We start from the raw sequence: 19744 nt of genomic DNA, 5'->3' as shown, positions 1-19744 counted from the left end.
TTTCGTCACCTTATAAGTTACCGATTTTAAGTAAAATTTGTGATGATAATGTCGCTGTCGCGGTCGTTCATCGGTTCATGCTATTACACATATTGTTAACAAAATCGTTATGCTCTTTTTTTACGTCTGTAAATTCCCTACAATTCTGCTCATTGTCTGCCAACAACTATGGGGATCTCATGGGCACGACCAAACACAGTAAGCTGCTTATTCTGGGCTCAGGACCGGCGGGATATACCGCGGCGGTGTATGCCGCGCGCGCAAATTTACAGCCAGTACTTATTACCGGTATGGAAAAAGGCGGTCAACTGACTACCACGACGGAAGTGGAAAACTGGCCCGGCGATCCAAACGATTTGACCGGCCCGCTGCTGATGGAACGCATGCATGAACATGCGGCAAAATTTGAAACCGAGATAATTTTTGATCACATCAACAACGTGGATCTGCAAAATCGTCCGTTCCGTCTGACAGGTGACAGCGCAGAGTACACTTGTGATGCGTTGATCATTGCGACCGGCGCTTCCGCGCGCTATCTGGGGCTGCCATCGGAAGAAGCCTTTAAAGGGCGCGGCGTTTCCGCCTGCGCAACCTGCGACGGTTTCTTCTACCGCAATCAGAAAGTGGCGGTGATCGGCGGCGGCAACACCGCGGTTGAAGAAGCGCTTTATCTGTCTAACATCGCTTCGGAAGTGCACCTTATCCATCGCCGTGACGGTTTCCGCGCTGAAAAAATCCTCATTAAGCGCCTGATGGATAAAGTTGAAAATGGCAATATCATTCTGCACACCAACCGGACGCTGGAAGAAGTGACCGGCGATCAGATGGGCGTCACCGGTCTGCGCCTTCGCGACACGCAGCAGAGCGATAATATCGAGACGCTGGACATCGCCGGACTTTTCGTAGCCATCGGTCATAGCCCAAACACGGCGCTCTTCGAAGGCCAGCTTGAGCTGGAAAATGGTTATATCAAAGTTCAGTCCGGCACCCATGGCAACGCCACACAAACCAGCATCCCTGGCGTATTCGCGGCGGGTGACGTCATGGATCATATTTACCGTCAGGCGATCACCTCTGCAGGCACGGGTTGTATGGCGGCGCTGGATGCTGAACGCTATCTCGATGGTCTGGCCGACGCGAGTAAATAGTTTTTACAAATCAGTAACAAAAGTAAAAAAGGCGACTATAAGTCGCCTTTATTTTTGCGTCGTTGTAACATTGCCCTGCCTGAAATTCCAATAACTCACCTGCTAAGCGTGCAATGAATAAAACCCGTCAAAAAGAGCTGACCCGCTGGTTAAAACAGCAAAGCGTAATCTCCCAACGGTGGTTGAATATTTCCCGCCTGTTGGGGTTCATGAGTGGCGTATTAATTGTCGCTCAGGCCTGGATCATGGCGCGTATCCTGCAACATATGATCATGGAGAACATTCCACGGGAAGCGCTGTTGCTCCCTTTTATCCTGCTGATACTGATCTTTGTCCTCCGCGCCTGGGTGGTGTGGTTGCGCGAGCGCGTCGGTTTTCATGCCGGACAACATATTCGCTTTGAGATCCGCCGTCAGGTGTTGGATCGTCTGCAGCAAGCCGGCCCAGCCTGGATTCAGGGCAAGCCCGCCGGTAGCTGGGCGACGCTGGTGTTAGAACAGATTGACGATATGCATGACTATTATGCGCGCTATCTGCCGCAAATGGCGCTTGCCGTTTGCGTACCGCTCTTAATCGTGGCGGCGATTTTCCCGTCAAATTGGGCGGCGGCGCTGATTCTGCTGGGCACCGCCCCGCTCATTCCCCTATTTATGGCAATGGTGGGGATGGGCGCGGCTGACGCCAACCGCCGCAATTTCCTGGCGCTTGCCCGGCTAAGCGGCCATTTTCTTGACCGTCTGCGCGGGATGGAAACGCTGCGAATTTTCGGTCGTGGAGAATCGGAAACCGAGAGCATTCGCGCAGCATCGCAGGATTTTCGTCAGCGCACGATGGAAGTACTGCGCCTCGCCTTTTTATCTTCCGGCGTGCTGGAATTTTTCACCTCGCTTTCTATTGCGCTGGTCGCCGTTTATTTTGGCTTCTCTTACCTGGGCGAGCTGAACTTTGGTCATTACGGTACCGGTGTGACGCTCGCCGCCGGGTTCCTCGCCTTGATCCTCGCGCCGGAGTTTTTCCAGCCATTACGCGACCTCGGCACGTTTTATCATGCTAAAGCGCAGGCGGTTGGCGCGGCGGATAGTCTGAAGACATTTCTGGAAACACCCCTCGCCCACCTGGCGCGCGGCGAAGTTGAGCTGGCGGAAAACGAACCTGTAACCATTGACGCAGTCAATCTTATTATCACCTCGCCAGAAGGCAAAACGCTTGCCGGGCCGCTGAATTTCTCATTAGCGGCAGGAGAACGCGCCGTCCTGGTAGGACGCAGCGGTTCCGGTAAAAGCTCTCTGTTGAATGTATTATCCGGTTTTCTCTCCTATCAGGGATCTTTGCGTATTAACGGTGTCGAGCTTCGCGATCTCTCGCCGGAATCCTGGCGCCAGCATCTCTCCTGGGTTGGGCAAAACCCGCAATTACCTGCGGCGACGCTACGCGAAAATGTATTACTGGCGCGCCCGGACGCCAGCGAGCAGGAACTTTATGCCGCGCTTGACGCCGCATGGGTAAGCGAGTTTTTACCGCTGCTGCCGCAGGGAGTAGACACCCCGCTCGGCAATCATGCCAGCAGACTTTCCGTCGGCCAGGCACAGCGTGTAGCGGTCGCCCGTGCGCTACTTAATCCCTGTCAACTGCTACTGCTGGATGAACCGGCGGCAAGCCTGGACGCTCACAGCGAGCAACGCGTCATGCAGGCGTTAAAAGCGGCGTCAAAACGCCAGACCACATTAATGGTGACGCATCAGTTGGAAGATCTCGCCGACTGGGACGCTATCTGGGTTATGCAAGATGGCGCGATTGTCGAACAAGGCAGTTATGCCGAACTCAGCGCCGCCAACGGCGCTTTTGCGACGTTATTGGCTCACCGTCAGGAGGATATTTAAATGCGCGCGCTACTCCCTTATCTGACGCTTTATAAACGCCATAAATGGATGCTAACGCTGGGAATTGCGCTGGCAATCCTGACCCTGCTTGCCAGTATCGGGCTGCTGACGCTTTCCGGCTGGTTCCTGTCCGCGTCCGCTATCGCAGGCTTCGCGGGAATTTACAGTTTTAACTATATGCTCCCGGCGGCCGGCGTGCGCGGCGCGGCCATTACCCGTACCGCCGGTCGTTATTTTGAACGTCTGGTAAGTCATGACGCCACGTTCCGCGTGCTGCAACATCTGCGTATTTATACCTTCAGCAAACTTTTACCGCTCTCCCCCGCGGGTCTGGCGCGTTATCAGCAAGGTGAACTGCTGAACCGCATCGTTGCCGACGTCGACACGCTGGATCATCTCTATTTGCGCGTCATCTCCCCGCTGGTCGGCGCTTTTGTAGTGATTATGATTGTCACCCTGGGGCTTAGCGTTCTCGACGTGACGCTGGCGATCACGCTGGGCGGCATTATGCTGTTGACGCTGTTTATTATGCCGCCGGTGTTTTATCGCGCCGGCAAAAATACCGGCCAAAATCTGACGCATCTACGAGGTCAGTATCGCCAGCAGCTCACGTCATGGTTACAGGGCCAGGCGGAACTCACCATTTTTGGCGCCAGCAAACGCTATCGGGCGCAAATGGAAGCCACCGAATTACAATGGCATGAGGCCCAACGCCGACAGTCTGAACTCACCGCCTTATCGCAGGCGTTAATGCTGCTGATTGGCGCGCTGGCGGTGATGTTAATGTTGTGGATGGCCTCCGGCGGCGTTGGCGGCAATACGCAGCCCGGCGCGCTCATCGCGCTGTTTGTCTTCTGCGCGCTGGCGGCTTTCGAGGCGCTTGCGCCCGTTACCGGCGCATTCCAGCATCTGGGGCAGGTTATCGCCTCTGCGCTTCGTATCACTGAATTAACGGAGCAAAAACCGGAGGTGACCTTTCCGCAGGCAGAAACTCCCGCGCCGGAAAAGGTCACACTCACCCTACGGGACATTTCGTTTCGTTATCCCGACCAGCCGATTAATGCGCTCAATGCCCTCTCATTACAGGCTAATCCTGGCGAGCATGTCGCTATTCTGGGGCGTACCGGCTGCGGAAAATCAACGCTGTTGCAGCTACTCACCCGCGCCTGGGACCCGCAACAAGGCGAAATTCTGCTCAACGATCTTCCGCTATCCTCGCTGAGCGAATCCGCCTTACGCCGGACTATCAGCGTGGTGCCGCAGCGTGTCCACCTGTTCAGCGCCACGCTGCGTGATAATTTATTACTGGCGGCGCCCAATGCCAGCGACGAAGCCCTTTCCGACATGCTGCGTCGCGTCGGCCTCGAAAATCTGCTCGAAGATAGTGGGCTTAATAGCTGGCTCGGCGAAGGCGGTCGCCTGCTATCCGGCGGCGAACTTCGTCGTCTGGCCATCGCCCGCGCGCTGTTGCACGATGCCCCGTTGATGCTGTTGGATGAGCCCACTGAGGGGCTGGATGCGACCACCGAGAGCGAAATGCTGGAATTACTTGCCGATGTGATGCGCGAGAAAACCGTCCTGATGGTGACGCACCGTTTGCGCGGCCTGGCCCGTTTTGATCAAATCATCGTAATGGACGACGGGCGCATCATTGAGCAAGGCACTCATGCAGAATTGTTAGCCGGACAAGGGCGCTATTATCAGTTTAAACAACGTCTGTAAGCTATTATTGAACGATCCGACTTGCGTACTGGAGTTTCGCCGTCATGCGTCTGGTTCAGCTTTCCCGACATTCTATCGCTTTCCCTTCGCCGGAAGGCGCTTTACGCGAGCCTAACGGTTTACTGGCGCTGGGCGGCGATCTCAGCCCTGCCCGGTTGTTAATGGCCTACCAGCACGGGATTTTCCCGTGGTTTTCGCCGGGCGACCCGATTCTGTGGTGGTCGCCCGATCCGCGCGCCGTGCTGTGGCCTGAAAAGTTTCACCTCAGTCGCAGCATGAAGCGCTTTCACAACGCATCCCCTTACCGCGTGACGCTCAATTACGCTTTCGATCGGGTCATTGATGGATGCGCCAATCACCGTGACGAAGGCACCTGGATAACGCGTGGTATTGAGGAAGCCTATCGCCGATTACATGAATTGGGCCACGCGCACTCCATTGAAGTGTGGCGCGATCGGGAACTGGTCGGCGGGATGTATGGCGTCTCGCAGGGGGCGCTATTTTGCGGCGAATCGATGTTTAGCCGCCAGGAGAATGCCTCCAAAACCGCACTGCTGGTTTTTTGCGCTGAATTTACCCGTCACGGCGGTAAACTTATTGATTGTCAGGTACTTAATAGTCATACCGCCTCGCTCGGCGCCATTGAAATTCCACGTCGTGACTACCTCGATCACCTCGCAGCCTTACGCCAACAGCCGCTGGCCTCCCGTTTTTGGGTGCCGCGGACATTATTTTTGCCCCGGAAGTGAATGTTTTCGGCACATTTTTTATTGGGGTGTTATAATTGCTGCCGCAGAATTGGTTTAGCTCATTATCCCGCAGCCCGTTGTCAGGTAACGCCCATCGTTTATTTCACCGTTCCCTTATATGTTGCGCTTATGTCGATACATCAGGCGGTAGTATCAGGGAAAAGGTGTATAACGCGGCGTTGTCGTGTGTCGCGGAATCATGTGCTAAACCTGGTTTGCTGTGTTTTAAACGCACAAATCTTTACTTATCAAAAGAAGTTCGGCATTATCTTGCCGGTTCAAATTATGGTAGTGATACCCCAGAGGATTAGATGGCCAAAGAAGACAATATTGAAATGCAAGGTACCGTTCTCGAAACGTTACCTAATACCATGTTCCGCGTAGAGTTAGAAAACGGTCACGTGGTTACTGCACACATCTCCGGTAAAATGCGTAAGAACTACATCCGCATCCTGACGGGCGACAAAGTGACCGTTGAGCTGACCCCGTACGACCTGAGCAAAGGCCGCATTGTCTTCCGTAGTCGCTAATTGTCTCCTCACGCCCTGAAGGGCGGCTGGATAAAAGGTCGGTTTAACCGGCCTTTTTTGCGTCCATTAAGTTGATGAATGACGAGCAGGTTACTCTTCCACCATTCGCGCATACTCTTCCGTCAAAAAATCGACCAACGCACGTACGGAAGGTAATAATCCTCGCCGGGATGGGAACACAGCATGAATAACCTCCCGCCGGGGCTCCCACTCTTCCAGCACCGCGACCAGTTCACCAGCGGCCAGTTGTTCTTTCACCATTAAGACAGGTAACTGCACAAGCCCCACGCCCGCCATCGCCGCCTCGCGTAGCGCCAACATGTCGGTGGTAATCATACGCGGGGTAAAATGGACTTCCGCACGTGCGCCCTGCGGGCCATAAAGTTCCCAGCGGTGAATATGCTTGCCGGATGCAAGACTTAGCCCTGGCCAATGGCTCAACTCCGCCGGCGCGGAGGGGATTCCCATCCGTGCGATAAGATCCGGGCTGGCAAACAGGCGATGCCCTCTGTCAGCCAGGACGCGCATCACCAGGTCGCTATCTTCAAACGGGCGCGGCCTGACGCGAATCGCCACATCCACCCCCTCCCCTACGACGTCCACCCGACGATTGGTCGCTTCAAGCTGTAGCGAAACATCAGGATAACGCGCCATAAACTTCGCCAGCATTGGGCCGATGTGTACATGCAGCAGCGTCACCGGGCAGGTCAGCTTCACGATACCGCGAGGTTCTACCTGCAATGCGGCAATGGCATCCTGCGCCGCCTGAGCTTCCACCAGCATCGCTTTACAGTGCTCATAGAATGTTTGTCCCACTTCGGTAACGTTAAACTGCCGGGTGGTTCGCTGAATCAATCGCACGCCCAGCCGTTCCTCCAGTTGCGCAATACGCCGGCTCAGTTTTGATTTTGGTTCATCAAGCGCACGCCCCGCCGCGGCAAACCCACCCTCTTCGACCACATGCACAAACCACGCAAAATCATTGAGATCCGTTTTTATCATTACATTGTCCTATTAATGGAACGGTATGAGCCATTTTAGCCACTACCGAACCTTTTGTCATGAATATAAGCTTATTCACATCAAGACAACGCCACTGAGGAGAACACCATGAAACAGATTACAGGCGTCTATACCGCACCTCGCCCGCACTGGGTTGGCGATGGATTTCCGGTTCGTTCACTCTTTTCTTATCAGTCACATGCGCAGCAGTTGAGTCCATTCCTGCTGCTGGATTATGCCGGGCCACACACCTTTACGCCGGGTAATGAAAAACGCGGCGTTGGAGAGCATCCACACCGCGGTTTCGAGACCGTGACGATTGTTTATAGTGGCGAAGTCGAGCACCGGGACTCTACCGGTCGCGGCGGCGTTATCGGCCCGGGCGACGTTCAGTGGATGACCGCAGGCGCAGGCATTTTGCATGAAGAGTTCCACTCCGACGCGTTTACCCGTCGGGGCGGCGAACTGGAAATGGTGCAGTTGTGGGTTAACCTTCCCATGAAGGACAAAATGACCACTCCGGGTTATCAAAGCATTACCCACGATGTTATCCCGACCGTTACGTTGCCGGATGACGCCGGAGTCGTGCGGGTCATCGCAGGGCGTTATGAAGAGACAAAAGGCCCAGCGCACACTTTCTCGCCGCTCAATGTCTGGGATATGCGCCTGCAACGCAATCGCCAGCTTACATTAGCACAGCCGGAAGGATGGAGCACCGCGCTGGTGGTACTGAAAGGCAATATCACGGTGAACGGCACGACGCCGGTCAACGAAGCGCAACTGGTGGTATTGAGCCAGCAAGGGAAAACGCTGCACCTTGAGGCCAGCAGCGACGCCAGCGTATTGCTGTTATCAGGCGAGCCGCTGAATGAACCGATTGTGGGTTACGGCCCATTTGTTATGAACACGAAACAAGAGATCGCAGAAGCAGTCCGCGATTTCAACTCCGGCCGTTTTGGCCAAATCTGAAAACATGAAGGAGAACACGATGTCAAGTCCTGCTAATTTTAATGGTTTGCGCCCGGTAATTGATGTTAACGATTCCGTGATGCTTTTAATCGATCATCAAAGCGGTCTTTTCCAGACCGTAGGCGATATGCCAATGCCGGAATTACGCGCTCGCGCCGCGGCGTTGGCGAAGATGGCGACGTTAGCTAAAATGCCGGTCATTACCACGGCATCCGTACCGCAAGGTCCGAACGGCCCGCTGATCCCGGAGATCCACGCTAATGCGCCACATGCGCAGTACATTGCGCGCAAAGGTGAAATTAACGCCTGGGATAACGAAGATTTCGTTAAGGCGGTAAAAGCGACGGGTCGTAAGACGCTGATCATTGCCGGGACGATTACCAGCGTGTGTATGGCATTCCCGGCCATTAGCGCGGTAGCGGAAGGTTATAAGGTATTTGCCGTGATCGACGCATCCGGCACCTACAGTAAGATGGCGCAGGAGATCACCCTGGCGCGTATCGTACAGGCTGGCGTCGTACCGATGGATACTGCCGCAGTCGCCTCTGAGCTGCAAGGCACCTGGAACCGTGAAGACGCCGCCGCGTGGGCCGACGTTTATACTCAGGTATTCCCGGCCTATCAACTGCTGATCGAAAGCTACAGCAAAGCGCAGGATGTGGTGAAAAACAACGAAATGTTGGATTCACAGCGCTAATTTGCCTCCCCGCGCCAGTTTGGGCGGGGATTATGTCTATTGCATGAGCAAACGACAGTGAATATGTAAATTCTGCTTGACCGTTTTAGCGCAACTCCCTATAGTAGCGCCCCGTTGCCCCCCAAGTGGTCAGGCAGCAATACAATATGGTGAGGTGTCCGAGTGGCTGAAGGAGCACGCCTGGAAAGTGTGTATACGGCAACGTATCGGGGGTTCGAATCCCCCCCTCACCGCCATATTTAAGTTGAGAGCCTGTACAGAAGTACGGGCTTTTTGCTTATATGTATCCCCCAAACCAAGGGGGGATGAGAACCACCGACCGGGGTTCGACAACTGGCGCAGCCAGTTGGACAGACCGGGCGCGCAGCGAACGGGCTGCCCGAAGGGCGAGCGCAGCGAGTCAATCCCCCCCTCACCGCCATATTCAAGTTGAGAGCCTGTACAGAAGTACGGGCTTTTTGCTTATATATATCCCCCAAACTAAGGGGGGATGAGAACCACCGACCGGGGTTCGACACAAAAACGCCGGGAGCGTTTTTGAACAGAGCTTGCTCTGGCCCCGAAGGGGCGAGGCCCAGGGATGGGCTGAGTAGCGGCGCAGCCAGTTGGACAGACGACGAGCCTGCGAGAAGACTGCCCGAAGGGGCGAGCAAAGCGAGTCAATCCCCCTCACCGCCATATTCAAGAAAGAGCTCGTACGAAAGTACGGGCTTTTGTATCTAAACTTCTTGTTTTTACTGTGATTTTCCTGATGAAAGGTTTGTTTTTGGACCTTTGGTTGCTACACCAAACTTACTATAGATTGTGTAAAACAGCCCTACTTCCCTACCTGAAACGCTTTAGAAAAGTTTGCATAAGTATCTCTCGGTAGTAAAAAAGCACCGAGTTCCTCTGTCTGATGCTGCTGTTGATTTGTTAAAAGATTTACCACGATTAAAAGATAACAATCATGTATTCCCTGCCCCTCGCGCTGAAACACTTTCTGATATGTCGTTATTGGCTGTATTGAAACGAATGGGATATATCGACTTAACGCAACATGGCTTCCGTTCTACTTTCCGTGAGTGGGCTGGTGAAGCAACGGATTATCAACGTGAGGTTATTGAACATGCGTTGGCGCACCAGTTGGCAGATAAGGCTGAAGCAGCGTATCAGCGTGGGACGTTATGGCCTAAACGGGTGGCGTTGATGGATGATTGGACGGGGTATAGCACTGCCAACAGCTAAGCTACCTGTACGAAAGCATTATCGTTGATAACAACGTAGAAAGTGTGATGCTAATAGCATTCGCTTTCGAAAATGTGATAAGTAATAATTTTATACTGAACTATTTCTTATATAATTATTATCATAATTTGCAAATTACATAACCCACTCAAGGAGAGGTTATGCCCGGACTGATAGGCTACTGGAAGCAACTTCCCACCAAAGATGAATATATTAAAAAACACAATATGAGCAAAATATCCTGCTACAGTTGTGGTCACGAGAAATTCAGCGATGTTGGTTTGATACAGGTATGGGATAATCACAGAAGAATTCTTTGTGCTAAGTGTAAGACTACTCTTTTCAGAGAAGAGGATTAGTTTTTTTGGCATTGGTAACAGCGGCTTCAGCATCCCTTTTCACGCAGCGGGTCGGGCTTTTTTTTCGCATTTGACCCGTCGATTACCGGATGATGACGCAATTTACAAGCGCCTTGTCCGCCTACCGCGAGCACAACGCCATCAGGCTAACTATTAGCCGGCGTAAAAAAACCGGGCGCTAAGGCCCGGTTTGTACGGCAGTGAAACGAAGATTAATGCGCGGCTTCCGGCTTGTGCTTTTGCGCACTCTGGAAGCCATACGTCAACGCATTTTTCTCTTTATCCAGCGCGACGGTGACCTGTCCGCCATCAACCAGCGATCCAAACAGCAACTCATTGGCCAGCGGTTTTTTCAGGTTATCCTGAATCACACGCGCCATCGGTCGTGCGCCCATCGCCCGGTCATAGCCCTTTTCCGCCAGCCAGTCGCGCGCTTCCTGACTGACTTCCAGAGAGACGCCTTTCTGATCCAACTGAGCCTGCAACTCGACGATAAACTTATCGACAACCTGATGAATCACCTCGCCAGACAGATGATCGAACCAAATAATGTTGTCGAGACGGTTACGGAACTCCGGCGTAAACACTTTCTTGATCTCGCCCATCGCATCGGTACTGTTGTCCTGATGAATAAGACCAATAGATTTACGTTCGGTTTCTCGCACGCCGGCGTTGGTGGTCATCACCAGCACCACGTTGCGGAAATCCGCCTTACGGCCGTTGTTATCGGTCAGCGTACCGTTATCCATCACCTGCAGCAGCAGGTTAAAGACATCCGGGTGCGCTTTTTCGATCTCATCCAGCAACAGCACCGCATGAGGATGCTTAATCACCGCATCTGTCAGCAGCCCGCCCTGGTCGAAACCGACGTATCCCGGAGGCGCGCCGATCAAACGGCTCACCGTATGGCGCTCCATATATTCGGACATATCGAAGCGCAACAACTCAATACCCAGCGCTTTTGAAAGCTGTACCGTAACTTCAGTTTTCCCTACGCCAGTTGGCCCGGCGAACAAGAATGAGCCGACAGGTTTATGCTCATGGCCCAACCCCGCACGACTCATCTTAATAGCTTCGGTCAGCGCCTCAATCGCGTTATCCTGGCCGAAGACCAGCATTTTCAGACGATCGCCCAGGTTCTTCAGCGTATCGCGATCGCTTTGCGAGACGCTCTTTTCAGGAATTCGCGCAATTCGCGCCACTACGGACTCAATATCCGCCACGTTGACCGTTTTCTTACGTTTGCTCACCGGCATCAGACGCGCCCGAGCGCCCGCTTCGTCAATCACGTCAATGGCTTTATCCGGCAGATGGCGGTCATTGATATATTTTACCGCCAACTCGACCGCCGCACGCACCGCTTTCGCGGTATAACGCACGTCGTGGTGCGCTTCGTACTTAGGTTTCAAGCCATTGATAATTTGCACCGTCTCTTCCACCGAAGGCTCGGTAATATCAATTTTCTGGAAACGGCGCGCTAATGCACGGTCTTTCTCAAAAATATTGCTGAATTCCTGATAGGTTGTTGAGCCGATCACCCGGATCTTACCGCTGGAAAGCAGCGGTTTAATCAGATTTGCCGCATCCACCTGTCCACCCGACGCCGCGCCAGCGCCGATAATGGTATGGATTTCATCGATAAACAGGATGCTGTTGGTATCCTGCTCAAGCTGTTTCAGCAACGCCTTAAACCGTTTTTCAAAATCGCCGCGGTATTTGGTGCCCGCCAGCAGCGAACCGATATCCAGAGAGTAAATGGTGCAATCGGCCATCACTTCCGGCACATCGCCCTGCACGATACGCCAGGCCAGCCCTTCGGCAATCGCCGTTTTGCCGACGCCGGATTCCCCTACCAGCAACGGGTTATTTTTACGGCGACGACACAAGACCTGGATCGCGCGTTCCAGTTCTTTTTCACGACCAATCAGCGGATCGATGCCGCCCACGCGAGCAAGTTGGTTAAGATTCGTCGTGAAGTTTTCCATACGTTCCTCCCCGCCAGCTTGTTCGTCGCCAGTTGGCTGATTGCCGAGATCGGAAGATTGGCTCGGTTCGTCTTTTCGCGTCCCGTGAGAAATAAAGTTCACGATATCCAGACGGCTCACTTCATGCTTGCGCAGCAGATAAGCCGCCTGTGATTCCTGTTCGCTAAAGATAGCCACCAGCACATTCGCGCCAGTCACTTCACTACGCCCGGAAGACTGAACATGGAAGACGGCACGTTGCAGGACACGCTGGAAACTTAACGTCGGCTGCGTATCACGCTCTTCTTCACTGGCAGGCAGTACGGGTGTGGTTTGTTCAATGAAGGCTTCGAGTTCCTGACGGAGCGCCACCAGATCCACGGAGCATGCTTCCAGCGCTTCGCGAGCCGATGGGTTGCTGAGCAGCGCCAGCAACAGATGCTCGACGGTCATAAACTCATGACGGTGCTCGCACGCTCTGGCGAAAGCCATGTTTAAACTGAGTTCCAGTTCTTGATTGAGCATAGGCACCTCCCCCAATTTTTATACCTGCATTCAGGCTTTTTCCAGCGTACACAGCAACGGATGCTCGTTCTCCCTTGCATACTTGTTCACCATCGCCACTTTGGTTTCCGCCACCTCGGCGGTGAACACGCCGCAGATGGCTTTGCCTTGATAGTGAACTGCAAGCATCAATTGCGTTGCACGTTCTACATCATAAGAAAAGAATTTTTGTAACACGTCAATAACAAACTCCATCGGAGTGTAGTCATCATTGACTAATATCACTTTATACATAGATGGCGGTTTTAGCGCGTCGCGCACGCTATCTTCCACCAACTGATCAAAATCCAGCCAATCGTTCGTCTTACCCATTGTCAGTCGTCATTATCGGTTACGGTTGTCGGCAGGAAAATCTGCCGCTGACCAGAGTCTATGCACACAATCAATCTACCTCAATTGATAGATAACTAACATCTATCAGTACCATCCGCGACATCTGTCACATTCCCGGCAATAGCGTTAACTGCTTCAAATTTTTGATTCATTTTTACCCGATCCCCCCTGCCTGATGCTTGACGCCTCGCCTGATTTCTCTAAATTGTAATGTCGAGAGTTGGTGAGGTTTTGAACAGCCCCCACTCCGTCACCGGTTCATTCCATCTTACTTATATAAGATTTACGAAGGATGTCGAAGCATGGAAACGGGTACTGTAAAGTGGTTCAACAATGCCAAAGGGTTTGGTTTCATCTGCCCTGAAGGCGGCGGCGAGGATATTTTCGCCCATTATTCCACCATTCAAATGGATGGTTACAGAACGCTTAAAGCCGGACAGTCTGTCCGGTTTGATGTCCACCAGGGGCCAAAAGGCAATCACGCCAGCGTCATCGTGCCCATCGAAGCAGAGGCCGTTGCATAGCTCCTCTGTCTCATTGTGTACATCCAGGAGGCAAAATGCCAGCCCGATCGGCTGGCATTTTTATTTAACGCCAGTGCCTGATAGCGACACTGTTGCATCTTATCAGGCCGACAAATGACGTCAGCGAGATTACTCCCTTGCCAGCGCATCCACCGGGTCCAGTCGCGCCGCGTTTCTCGCCGGTAGCCAGCCAAACAGTATCCCGGTAAACGTCGAACATAAAAACGCGCTCGCCAGCGCAGTCAGTGAAAAACCGATCTCCCAGCCGGGCAGGAAAAGCTGTAGCATAAATGCGATGAACATCGACAAGCTAATCCCCAGCGCTCCCCCAACCAGGCAAACCAGCACCGCTTCAATAAGAAACTGCTGTAGCACATCGCTGGCGCGCGCGCCTACCGCCATACGGATGCCGATTTCACGCGTTCGCTCGGTGACGGAAACCAGCATAATATTCATAACGCCAATGCCGCCGACAACCAGCGAAATGACGGCCACCAGCGTCAGAAATAACTGAAGAGTATAGGTGGTTTTTTCAGCCGTTTTCAGAACGCTGTCCATATTCCAGGTGAAGAAGTCTTTTTTACCGTGGCGTAAGGTGAGCAGGCGGGTAAGCTGCTGTTCAGCCTGATCGCTATCAACGCCATCTTTCACACGAACGGTGATCGAGTTAAGCCATGACTGACCCATTATGCGATCTGACATCGTGCTATAGGGCAACCAAACTTGCAACAGATTGCTATTGCCGTACATGGACGGTTTCTCTTCCGCCACGCCAATAACAATAACCGGCATATTACCCGCCAGCACCACTTCCCCTACGACATTCGCTTTATTTGGAAATAGCTGGCGTCGCGTGTTGGCATCCAGCACCACCACCTGCGCGCGATCCTGTTGCTGTACAGCATTGAAGGTGTTCCCCTCCCTAAAGGACATGCCGTAAACGTTAAAATAATCGCCACTGACGCCATTAGCATTTACGGCAATATCAATATTGCCATAGCGAAGACGTAAGCTCTTTGAAACGCTGGGCGTCGCAGAGTTAACCCACGGCTGTTTCTGAATAGCGACCAGATCGTCATATTTCAGCGCCTGTCGATACTGCGGGTTGTCGTCGCCGAAATCTTTGCCTGGATGAATATCAATCGTATTAGTGCCCATAGCGCGGATATCCGCCAGTACCATCTGTTTTGCGGCGTCGCCGACCACCACAATCGATACCACCGACGCAATACCGATAATAATTCCCAGCATGGTCAGTAAAGTACGCATTTTGTTAGCGGCCATCGCTAACCACGCCATTGACAGCGCTTCGCGAAAGCTGCTGGCAAATTGCCGCCAGCCGGGAGCCGTATTAACTACGGCAGCGTCAACGCCCTGTTCGCGTTTCTTTTCCTGCGCGGGCGGATTATGGACAATCTTGCCATCGTGAATTTCAATAATCCGCTCCGCCTGGGCGGCAATCAGCGGATCGTGCGTCACAATGATCACCGTATGTCCGCGATCGCGCAGTTGGCGCAAAATCGCCATCACCTCTTCGCCGGAATGGCTATCCAGCGCGCCAGTCGGCTCATCCGCCAGAATCACCTGTCCGCCGTTCATCAGCGCGCGGGCAATACTGACACGCTGCTGCTGTCCGCCAGAAAGCTGTGAAGGTGGGTAATCGACGCGATCGCTTAATCCCAGCCGCAAAAGCAACTCTCTGGCGCGCGTCTGGCGTTTTTTGCGTTCAATGCCGGCGTAGACGGCGGGGATTTCAACATTTTGCGCTGCCGTTAAATGCGACAACAGATGGTAGCGCTGAAAGATAAAGCCAAAATGCTCACGCCGCAGCTGCGCCAGCGCGTCCGGGTCCAGCGTCGAGACGTCCCGCCCCGCCACCCGATAAGTGCCGCTGGTCGGTTTATCCAGACACCCGAGGATATTCATCAGCGTTGATTTTCCAGAACCGGAAACGCCGACAATCGCCACCATCTCCCCGGCGTGGATTTGCAGGGAGATATCTTTCAACACCGCTACCTGCTCTTCTCCGGAGGGGTAGCTACGACTCACATTGCACAGTTCAAGCAATGCCGTCATGGCGTCGCTCCTGGCCTGCTTTCGCCGATGATCACCTCATCGCCCGCTTCCAGACCTTTAACCACTTCCACGTCTGTATCGTTACGCTCGCCAATGACCACTTCGCGCTCACGTTTTTCGCCGTTACGCAACAGCGCCACTTTATAACGATTGCCGCCCACCGGTTCGCCAAGCGCGGCGAGAGGAATAATCAGCACATTTTTGACATCCATGAGTTGAATATAAACCTGTGCGGTCATATCAAGACGCAAGATTCTTTTGGGATTCGGCACTTCAAACCGGGCGTAATAAAAAATAGCGTCGTTGATCTTTTCCGGCGTCGGCAGAATATCTTTTAAAACGCCTTCATAGCGCGTTTGCGGATCGCCTGCAATGGTGAACCATGCTTTCTGCCCCACCCGAAGATGGATCACGTCCGCTTCCGAGACCTGCGCTTTTACCAGCATAGTGCTCATATCCGCCAGCGTCAGAATATTGGGCGCCTGCTGAGCTGCAATCACCGTTTGTCCTTGCAGGGTAGTGATTTGCGTCACTTCCCCCGCCATGGGAGCAACAATACGGGTATATTCCAGGTTGGTTTTCGCGGTGTCCAACGAGGCCCGATTACGTTTGATCTGGGCATCTATGGTGCCAATACGCGCCTGTTTAACCGCCATCTCCGTCGCCACGGTATCCAGATCCTGTTGCGATACCGCCTGAGTCTTAGCTAACTGCTGCTGGCGCGCCAGCGTAACCCGCGCCAGCTTTAACTCAGCGGCTGCCTGCTGACGCTCCGCGTTCAGCTCCATCAGGGTGGCCTCGACCTCTTTTATCTGGTTCTCCGCCTGATCTGGGTCAATCACGCCGAGTAGCTGATCTTTTTTAACGTTATCGCCAATGGAGACCAGCAGCGTTTTCAACTGGCCGCTCACCTGCGCGCCGACATCCACTTTACGCAACGCGTCCAGTTTTCCAGTCGCCAGTACACTCTGTTCAAGATCGCCTGGCCGCACGATTAATGTCTGATAAGTTGGCAGCGGGGCATTTATCATTCGCCAGCCAGCCATCCCCCCCACTAAAAGAATTAAAATAATGACCAGATAACGCTTTTTAAATTTCTTTCCCTTAGCACGCATAGAAACCCTGACGGCAAAATTTTAACCAGAAAGTAAACCGTATATAAACAAACCTGACGCAATAAAGATAGCGCCGGCTGTATTGACGATTGGTTAATGTTTCCTGTGGTTCAATCTCGACAATCTTATGTCGCGGATTACGATCATGACACAGCTTACAGATAATACCTGGTACACTTCAGATTACATCTCTCCTTTACAATTATTTATTCGTCTGACGCGCGGGCAATTACAGCCAGGAAAATTCTGGCGTAAAGCCAGCTTTCGTCGCAAGTTTTTAATCCGCTCATTAGTCATGCCGCGTGCGACCAGCCAATTACTGACTAATCTCACCCAATGGCCGGAGTTAAATACGTTACTTGCTCGTCAGCCGCGTTTGCCTATTCGGCTACATCGTCCTTATATGGCTGTAAATATTAAACGCGATTTCGCCTTAGACGCTCTGTGTTTTCATTATCAACAGATGCGCCAACTTTTATCGCGGGAACAACAAGTTAGCTATTTAAGTCAGTATGGCCTGAATCTTGCTAAATTTGAAACTAAAACCGGCGAGTTGTTTCAACTTGATTTAGTCAGTCTGGTCTCACTGGATAAAGAAGGTGAAAGCACTATTGTTGTTCGCGACGCACAGTTACGTATTCTGGCAGAGATCACATTTACCCTGTGTCGCTTTAACCAACAACACACACTATTTATCGGCGGATTACAGGGCGCGGCAAACGACGTCCCTCACGAAATTATCCAGCAGGCGACCAAAGCCTGCCATGGTCTTTTTCCCAAACGCATCGTGATGGAGGCTCTCTGTCAGTTTGCGCAAGTCTTTCAGGCAGAAAAGATTATAGCCGTGAGTAACGATGCGCACGTTTATCGTAGCTGGCGATACATGGATAAAAAGACGCAAATGCATGCCGACTATGACGCGTTTTGGGAATCGTTAGGCGGTGAAAGAATTAAAGGAAATTACTATGCGCTACCGCTGGCGATCGCCCGAAAAAGCGAAGCGGAGATCGCCAGTAAGAAACGGGCCGAGTATCGCCGCCGCTATGCGTTACTCGATAGCGTCGTCGAACAGGTTCCGGCCACATTCAAACGTTAATCCGCCCGGCCCCGCGCCAGCCAAACCACGCGCGAGAACATCTTTCTGAACAGCGGCGGCACGGCGTCAATTCCCCGCCGCCCAGCTTCCATCGCGACTTCAATCGCCAAATCCGGCTTTGACGAGCGGTGGATAGCTTTAGTGATAATTTTCCGGGTATTCATCGGCACATTAGGCGGAAGCTGCGCAACCCGGTGAAAAACATCGGCAAAGCCCTGACGATACATAAAATGTTCCATATCCAGCGCAGGCAGCGCCGTGAGATGTTCGCGTTCTTCTTCCCGATCGTTATTAAGCAGACTGCGGACCGTCGCGGCATATTTTTTCCCCGCTTCGTCGCCATCCACCAGGACATGCCACTCGATTCCCATACGGCGGGCGAACTTCACCAGCGGTTTCAGGCCAGACTGAGCAAACTCAATGACTTTAATGCCCTCCGCATCAAAATGATGTCCACACTGACGCGCCAGCTCATTAATAACCCAGGTTTCCGTCTCGCCTTCCACCAGTAGCCAACAACGCGCAAACAGCGACGATGCGCGATTAAAGCGGATATGAAAGGCGATGCGCCGTCCATCTTCCGCGCTTAACCCGCCCGGGCCCAGACGCCAGGCGGCGACGCGGGAAGATTCGCGCACCAACCGTACGACATGCTCCACCGGCGTTAGCGAGAGCAATTCGCCTGAGTTGGTTGTCGCTATCCGCTGTAGCGGTAACAGATTGAGCAATTGCCAGGCGACTGAAAGCATAATGGGATGTAAACGGGTTTCCGGATCTTCCACCAGCAGTAATGGTCGCGCGTCTTTATGTAACCGCAGCGTCCCTTTCGCCTGTAACAGCGTGGAGAAAAGTCCCAGCAGGATCACCCGATGCGACCGGCTGCCCGGTTTGTCGATCATCCGATTAATAATATCCAGATAGCGCCAGCTACGCTGCTCATTTTGCGAACGTCGGCGCATGAGTCGGTGACGCGCCTGTCCTGCGCCCTGCTCTGAGAAATAGTGTTCAAGCAGTTGCACCATCGCGGACAATCCCTGGCGAATCTGCCCGTCGGTTAAATTTTGCGGCCGGGTTGCCAGCTCACGCGCCAGAAAATCCAGCTGTCGGGCCGTGACTTCAACATCCGGCACATTGGGCACCGTACCGTTGCGAATACGTCGCATAAAGCGCGCATCGCGCAAACGTAGCACTGGCATCAGACGAACCAAGTGGCGCACCTGATCGTTAATATTTTCCACCGGTAATGGCTGCCCATCGCTATTGAGAAAACTGCGCAGCGTCATCACGCTGCCATCGGCGCCGCATTCGCCCTCTAGCCGATAAAAAATACGGTGAAAATCATCCTCGCAAGGCGACCAGCATGCTTCCAGCGCTCGATAACGACGTACCCGATGCCGCCCTGGCTGCGTTTCGCGAAAAGTCAGAATAATATGCAGGTGATGCTCGCGTCCTTTTATGTCGCCAGGCGGAAACCAGAAATCCTCACGGACAAAATGGTAGAGATCGAGTTCCGGCGACAATAACAGAGTCAGCGCATCCAGCAGGCTGGATTTTCCCCAGGCGTTTTCCCCAATCAGCACGTTGTTTTGCTCCAGCATCAACGACAGTCGGTTGATACCGCGAAATCCTACTATTTCAACGCGTTCGAGAATCATGCTTCCTCCAGAAAAACGTCATCACTCCATAAAATTCACCGCAGTATAACGGCAAATGCGTCCGCCAGGCGTGATATTCCCCCCCTTTGCCTGGGGCAAATGTCTGATAAATGTACGGCTGACGGTGTCGCTTT

17 protein-coding genes, 1 tRNA gene, 1 other RNA gene and 1 pseudogene are annotated in these 19744 nt (G+C 53.1%); 13 read left to right on the top strand and 7 right to left on the bottom strand.

Annotated features, from left to right (window positions below; all coding sequences use genetic code 11):
* Window positions 1-179 precede the first annotated feature (179 nt).
* From trxB to infA, 5 genes are all read left to right on the top strand, one after another.
* Window positions 180-1148 (top strand): thioredoxin-disulfide reductase, encoded by a 969-nt coding sequence (gene trxB, locus ACLJRU_RS13530; protein ID WP_000537407.1) that lies wholly within the window; start codon window positions 180-182, stop codon window positions 1146-1148.
* A 113-nt stretch (window positions 1149-1261) separates the two neighbouring features.
* On the top strand, window positions 1262-3028 hold the full coding sequence (gene cydD / locus ACLJRU_RS13525; RefSeq protein ID WP_001539597.1) for a heme ABC transporter permease/ATP-binding protein CydD: 1767 nt from the start codon (window positions 1262-1264) through the stop codon (window positions 3026-3028).
* Window positions 3029-4750, top strand: a complete 1722-nt coding sequence (cydC, locus tag ACLJRU_RS13520; protein ID WP_001202248.1) for a heme ABC transporter ATP-binding protein/permease CydC — start codon at window positions 3029-3031, stop codon at window positions 4748-4750.
* A gap of 44 nt (window positions 4751-4794) precedes the next feature.
* Complete coding sequence (gene aat / locus ACLJRU_RS13515) at window positions 4795-5499, top strand: leucyl/phenylalanyl-tRNA--protein transferase (protein ID WP_001241650.1); 705 nt, start codon at window positions 4795-4797, stop codon at window positions 5497-5499.
* 311 nt (window positions 5500-5810) lie between these two features.
* Complete coding sequence (infA, locus tag ACLJRU_RS13510; protein WP_001040187.1) at window positions 5811-6029, top strand: translation initiation factor IF-1; 219 nt, start codon at window positions 5811-5813, stop codon at window positions 6027-6029.
* Between the two features lie 90 nt (window positions 6030-6119).
* Here infA and ACLJRU_RS13505 read toward each other — a convergent pair whose 3' ends face one another.
* The gene (locus tag ACLJRU_RS13505; RefSeq protein WP_000597928.1) at window positions 6120-7031 is read right to left on the bottom strand and encodes a LysR family transcriptional regulator; all 912 of its coding nucleotides are present in this window, start codon (window positions 7029-7031) and stop codon (window positions 6120-6122) included.
* A 108-nt stretch (window positions 7032-7139) separates the two neighbouring features.
* On the opposite strand from ACLJRU_RS13505, the gene ACLJRU_RS13500 reads away from it, so the two are divergent.
* The 6 genes and pseudogenes from ACLJRU_RS13500 (at window position 7140) to ACLJRU_RS13475 (ending at window position 10283) form a co-directional block, all read left to right on the top strand.
* A complete protein-coding gene (locus ACLJRU_RS13500) occupies window positions 7140-8000 on the top strand; it encodes a pirin family protein (RefSeq protein ID WP_000809969.1) in 861 nt (286 codons plus the stop codon).
* A 19-nt stretch (window positions 8001-8019) separates the two neighbouring features.
* Window positions 8020-8697 carry a hydrolase gene (locus ACLJRU_RS13495; RefSeq protein WP_000097893.1) on the top strand — a complete coding sequence of 226 codons (678 nt, stop codon included), beginning with the start codon at window positions 8020-8022 and terminating at the stop codon, window positions 8695-8697.
* 148 nt (window positions 8698-8845) lie between these two features.
* Window positions 8846-8933: transfer RNA gene (locus ACLJRU_RS13490), tRNA-Ser, on the top strand.
* 48 nt (window positions 8934-8981) lie between these two features.
* Window positions 8982-9118: non-coding RNA, RtT sRNA (locus tag ACLJRU_RS13485), on the top strand.
* A gap of 452 nt (window positions 9119-9570) precedes the next feature.
* Window positions 9571-9924 (top strand): annotated as a pseudogene (locus tag ACLJRU_RS13480) (tyrosine-type recombinase/integrase); the annotation flags it as partial.
* A gap of 161 nt (window positions 9925-10085) precedes the next feature.
* Window positions 10086-10283, top strand: a complete 198-nt coding sequence (locus ACLJRU_RS13475; RefSeq protein WP_001117984.1) for a hypothetical protein — start codon at window positions 10086-10088, stop codon at window positions 10281-10283.
* A gap of 212 nt (window positions 10284-10495) precedes the next feature.
* Here ACLJRU_RS13475 and clpA read toward each other — a convergent pair whose 3' ends face one another.
* The 3 genes from clpA to ACLJRU_RS13460 all read right to left on the bottom strand — a co-directional run bounded on the left by clpA (window position 10496) and on the right by ACLJRU_RS13460 (window position 13296).
* The gene (gene clpA / locus ACLJRU_RS13470) at window positions 10496-12772 is read right to left on the bottom strand and encodes an ATP-dependent Clp protease ATP-binding subunit ClpA (protein WP_001539593.1); all 2277 of its coding nucleotides are present in this window, start codon (window positions 12770-12772) and stop codon (window positions 10496-10498) included.
* 30 nt (window positions 12773-12802) lie between these two features.
* On the bottom strand, window positions 12803-13123 hold the full coding sequence (clpS, locus tag ACLJRU_RS13465) for an ATP-dependent Clp protease adapter ClpS (protein ID WP_000520789.1): 321 nt from the start codon (window positions 13121-13123) through the stop codon (window positions 12803-12805).
* A gap of 95 nt (window positions 13124-13218) precedes the next feature.
* A complete protein-coding gene (locus ACLJRU_RS13460) occupies window positions 13219-13296 on the bottom strand; it encodes a hypothetical protein (protein ID WP_212742690.1) in 78 nt (25 codons plus the stop codon).
* Between the two features lie 150 nt (window positions 13297-13446).
* Between ACLJRU_RS13460 and cspD the strand changes: the two genes are divergently transcribed.
* Window positions 13447-13668: a cold shock-like protein CspD gene (gene cspD / locus ACLJRU_RS13455; protein WP_000447499.1), complete on the top strand. Its 222-nt coding sequence runs from the start codon at window positions 13447-13449 to the stop codon at window positions 13666-13668.
* Window positions 13669-13797: 129 nt separating this feature from the next.
* Here the strand turns inward: cspD and macB are convergent, their stop codons facing one another.
* Window positions 13798-15744, bottom strand: a complete 1947-nt coding sequence (macB, locus tag ACLJRU_RS13450) for a macrolide ABC transporter ATP-binding protein/permease MacB (RefSeq protein ID WP_000125882.1) — start codon at window positions 15742-15744, stop codon at window positions 13798-13800.
* Window positions 15741-16859, bottom strand: coding sequence for a macrolide transporter subunit MacA (macA, locus tag ACLJRU_RS13445; RefSeq protein WP_023234770.1), 1119 nt, complete (start codon window positions 16857-16859; stop codon window positions 15741-15743). The genes macB and macA overlap by 4 nt, the downstream gene beginning before the upstream one ends.
* 145 nt (window positions 16860-17004) lie before the next feature.
* Here macA and ACLJRU_RS13440 point away from each other — a divergent pair, with 145 nt between their 5' ends.
* Window positions 17005-17955, top strand: a complete 951-nt coding sequence (locus tag ACLJRU_RS13440) for a VirK/YbjX family protein (RefSeq protein WP_023234769.1) — start codon at window positions 17005-17007, stop codon at window positions 17953-17955.
* Here the strand turns inward: ACLJRU_RS13440 and ACLJRU_RS13435 are convergent.
* Window positions 17952-19610 (bottom strand): ATP-dependent endonuclease, encoded by a 1659-nt coding sequence (locus ACLJRU_RS13435; RefSeq protein WP_000599770.1) that lies wholly within the window; start codon window positions 19608-19610, stop codon window positions 17952-17954. The genes ACLJRU_RS13440 and ACLJRU_RS13435 overlap by 4 nt on opposite strands.
* Window positions 19611-19744: the final 134 nt, after the last annotated feature.

The organism is Salmonella sp. SAL00653 (assembly GCF_046552515.1).
GTDB classification, from domain to species: domain Bacteria; phylum Pseudomonadota; class Gammaproteobacteria; order Enterobacterales; family Enterobacteriaceae; genus Salmonella; species Salmonella enterica.
Note: the sequence above shows the minus strand (reverse complement) of the source record. Positions and strands in the feature narration are given on the sequence as shown.

What these genes read in the sequence shown, in the direction of transcription:
- ACLJRU_RS13460 (WP_212742690.1), bottom strand. Translation starts at nt 13,296, where the DNA reads ATGAATCAAAAATTTGAAGCAGTTAACGCTATTGCCGGGAATGTGACA.
- ACLJRU_RS13475 (WP_001117984.1), top strand. Translation starts at nt 10,086, where the DNA reads ATGCCCGGACTGATAGGCTACTGGAAGCAACTTCCCACCAAAGATGAA.
- clpA (WP_001539593.1), bottom strand. Translation starts at nt 12,772, where the DNA reads ATGCTCAATCAAGAACTGGAACTCAGTTTAAACATGGCTTTCGCCAGA.
- aat (WP_001241650.1), top strand. Translation starts at nt 4,795, where the DNA reads ATGCGTCTGGTTCAGCTTTCCCGACATTCTATCGCTTTCCCTTCGCCG.
- infA (WP_001040187.1), top strand. Translation starts at nt 5,811, where the DNA reads ATGGCCAAAGAAGACAATATTGAAATGCAAGGTACCGTTCTCGAAACG.
- cspD (WP_000447499.1), top strand. Translation starts at nt 13,447, where the DNA reads ATGGAAACGGGTACTGTAAAGTGGTTCAACAATGCCAAAGGGTTTGGT.
- ACLJRU_RS13505 (WP_000597928.1), bottom strand. Translation starts at nt 7,031, where the DNA reads ATGATAAAAACGGATCTCAATGATTTTGCGTGGTTTGTGCATGTGGTC.
- ACLJRU_RS13440 (WP_023234769.1), top strand. Translation starts at nt 17,005, where the DNA reads ATGACACAGCTTACAGATAATACCTGGTACACTTCAGATTACATCTCT.
- macA (WP_023234770.1), bottom strand. Translation starts at nt 16,859, where the DNA reads ATGCGTGCTAAGGGAAAGAAATTTAAAAAGCGTTATCTGGTCATTATT.
- trxB (WP_000537407.1), top strand. Translation starts at nt 180, where the DNA reads ATGGGCACGACCAAACACAGTAAGCTGCTTATTCTGGGCTCAGGACCG.
- clpS (WP_000520789.1), bottom strand. Translation starts at nt 13,123, where the DNA reads ATGGGTAAGACGAACGATTGGCTGGATTTTGATCAGTTGGTGGAAGAT.
- cydD (WP_001539597.1), top strand. Translation starts at nt 1,262, where the DNA reads ATGAATAAAACCCGTCAAAAAGAGCTGACCCGCTGGTTAAAACAGCAA.
- ACLJRU_RS13500 (WP_000809969.1), top strand. Translation starts at nt 7,140, where the DNA reads ATGAAACAGATTACAGGCGTCTATACCGCACCTCGCCCGCACTGGGTT.
- macB (WP_000125882.1), bottom strand. Translation starts at nt 15,744, where the DNA reads ATGACGGCATTGCTTGAACTGTGCAATGTGAGTCGTAGCTACCCCTCC.
- ACLJRU_RS13435 (WP_000599770.1), bottom strand. Translation starts at nt 19,610, where the DNA reads ATGATTCTCGAACGCGTTGAAATAGTAGGATTTCGCGGTATCAACCGA.
- ACLJRU_RS13495 (WP_000097893.1), top strand. Translation starts at nt 8,020, where the DNA reads ATGTCAAGTCCTGCTAATTTTAATGGTTTGCGCCCGGTAATTGATGTT.
- cydC (WP_001202248.1), top strand. Translation starts at nt 3,029, where the DNA reads ATGCGCGCGCTACTCCCTTATCTGACGCTTTATAAACGCCATAAATGG.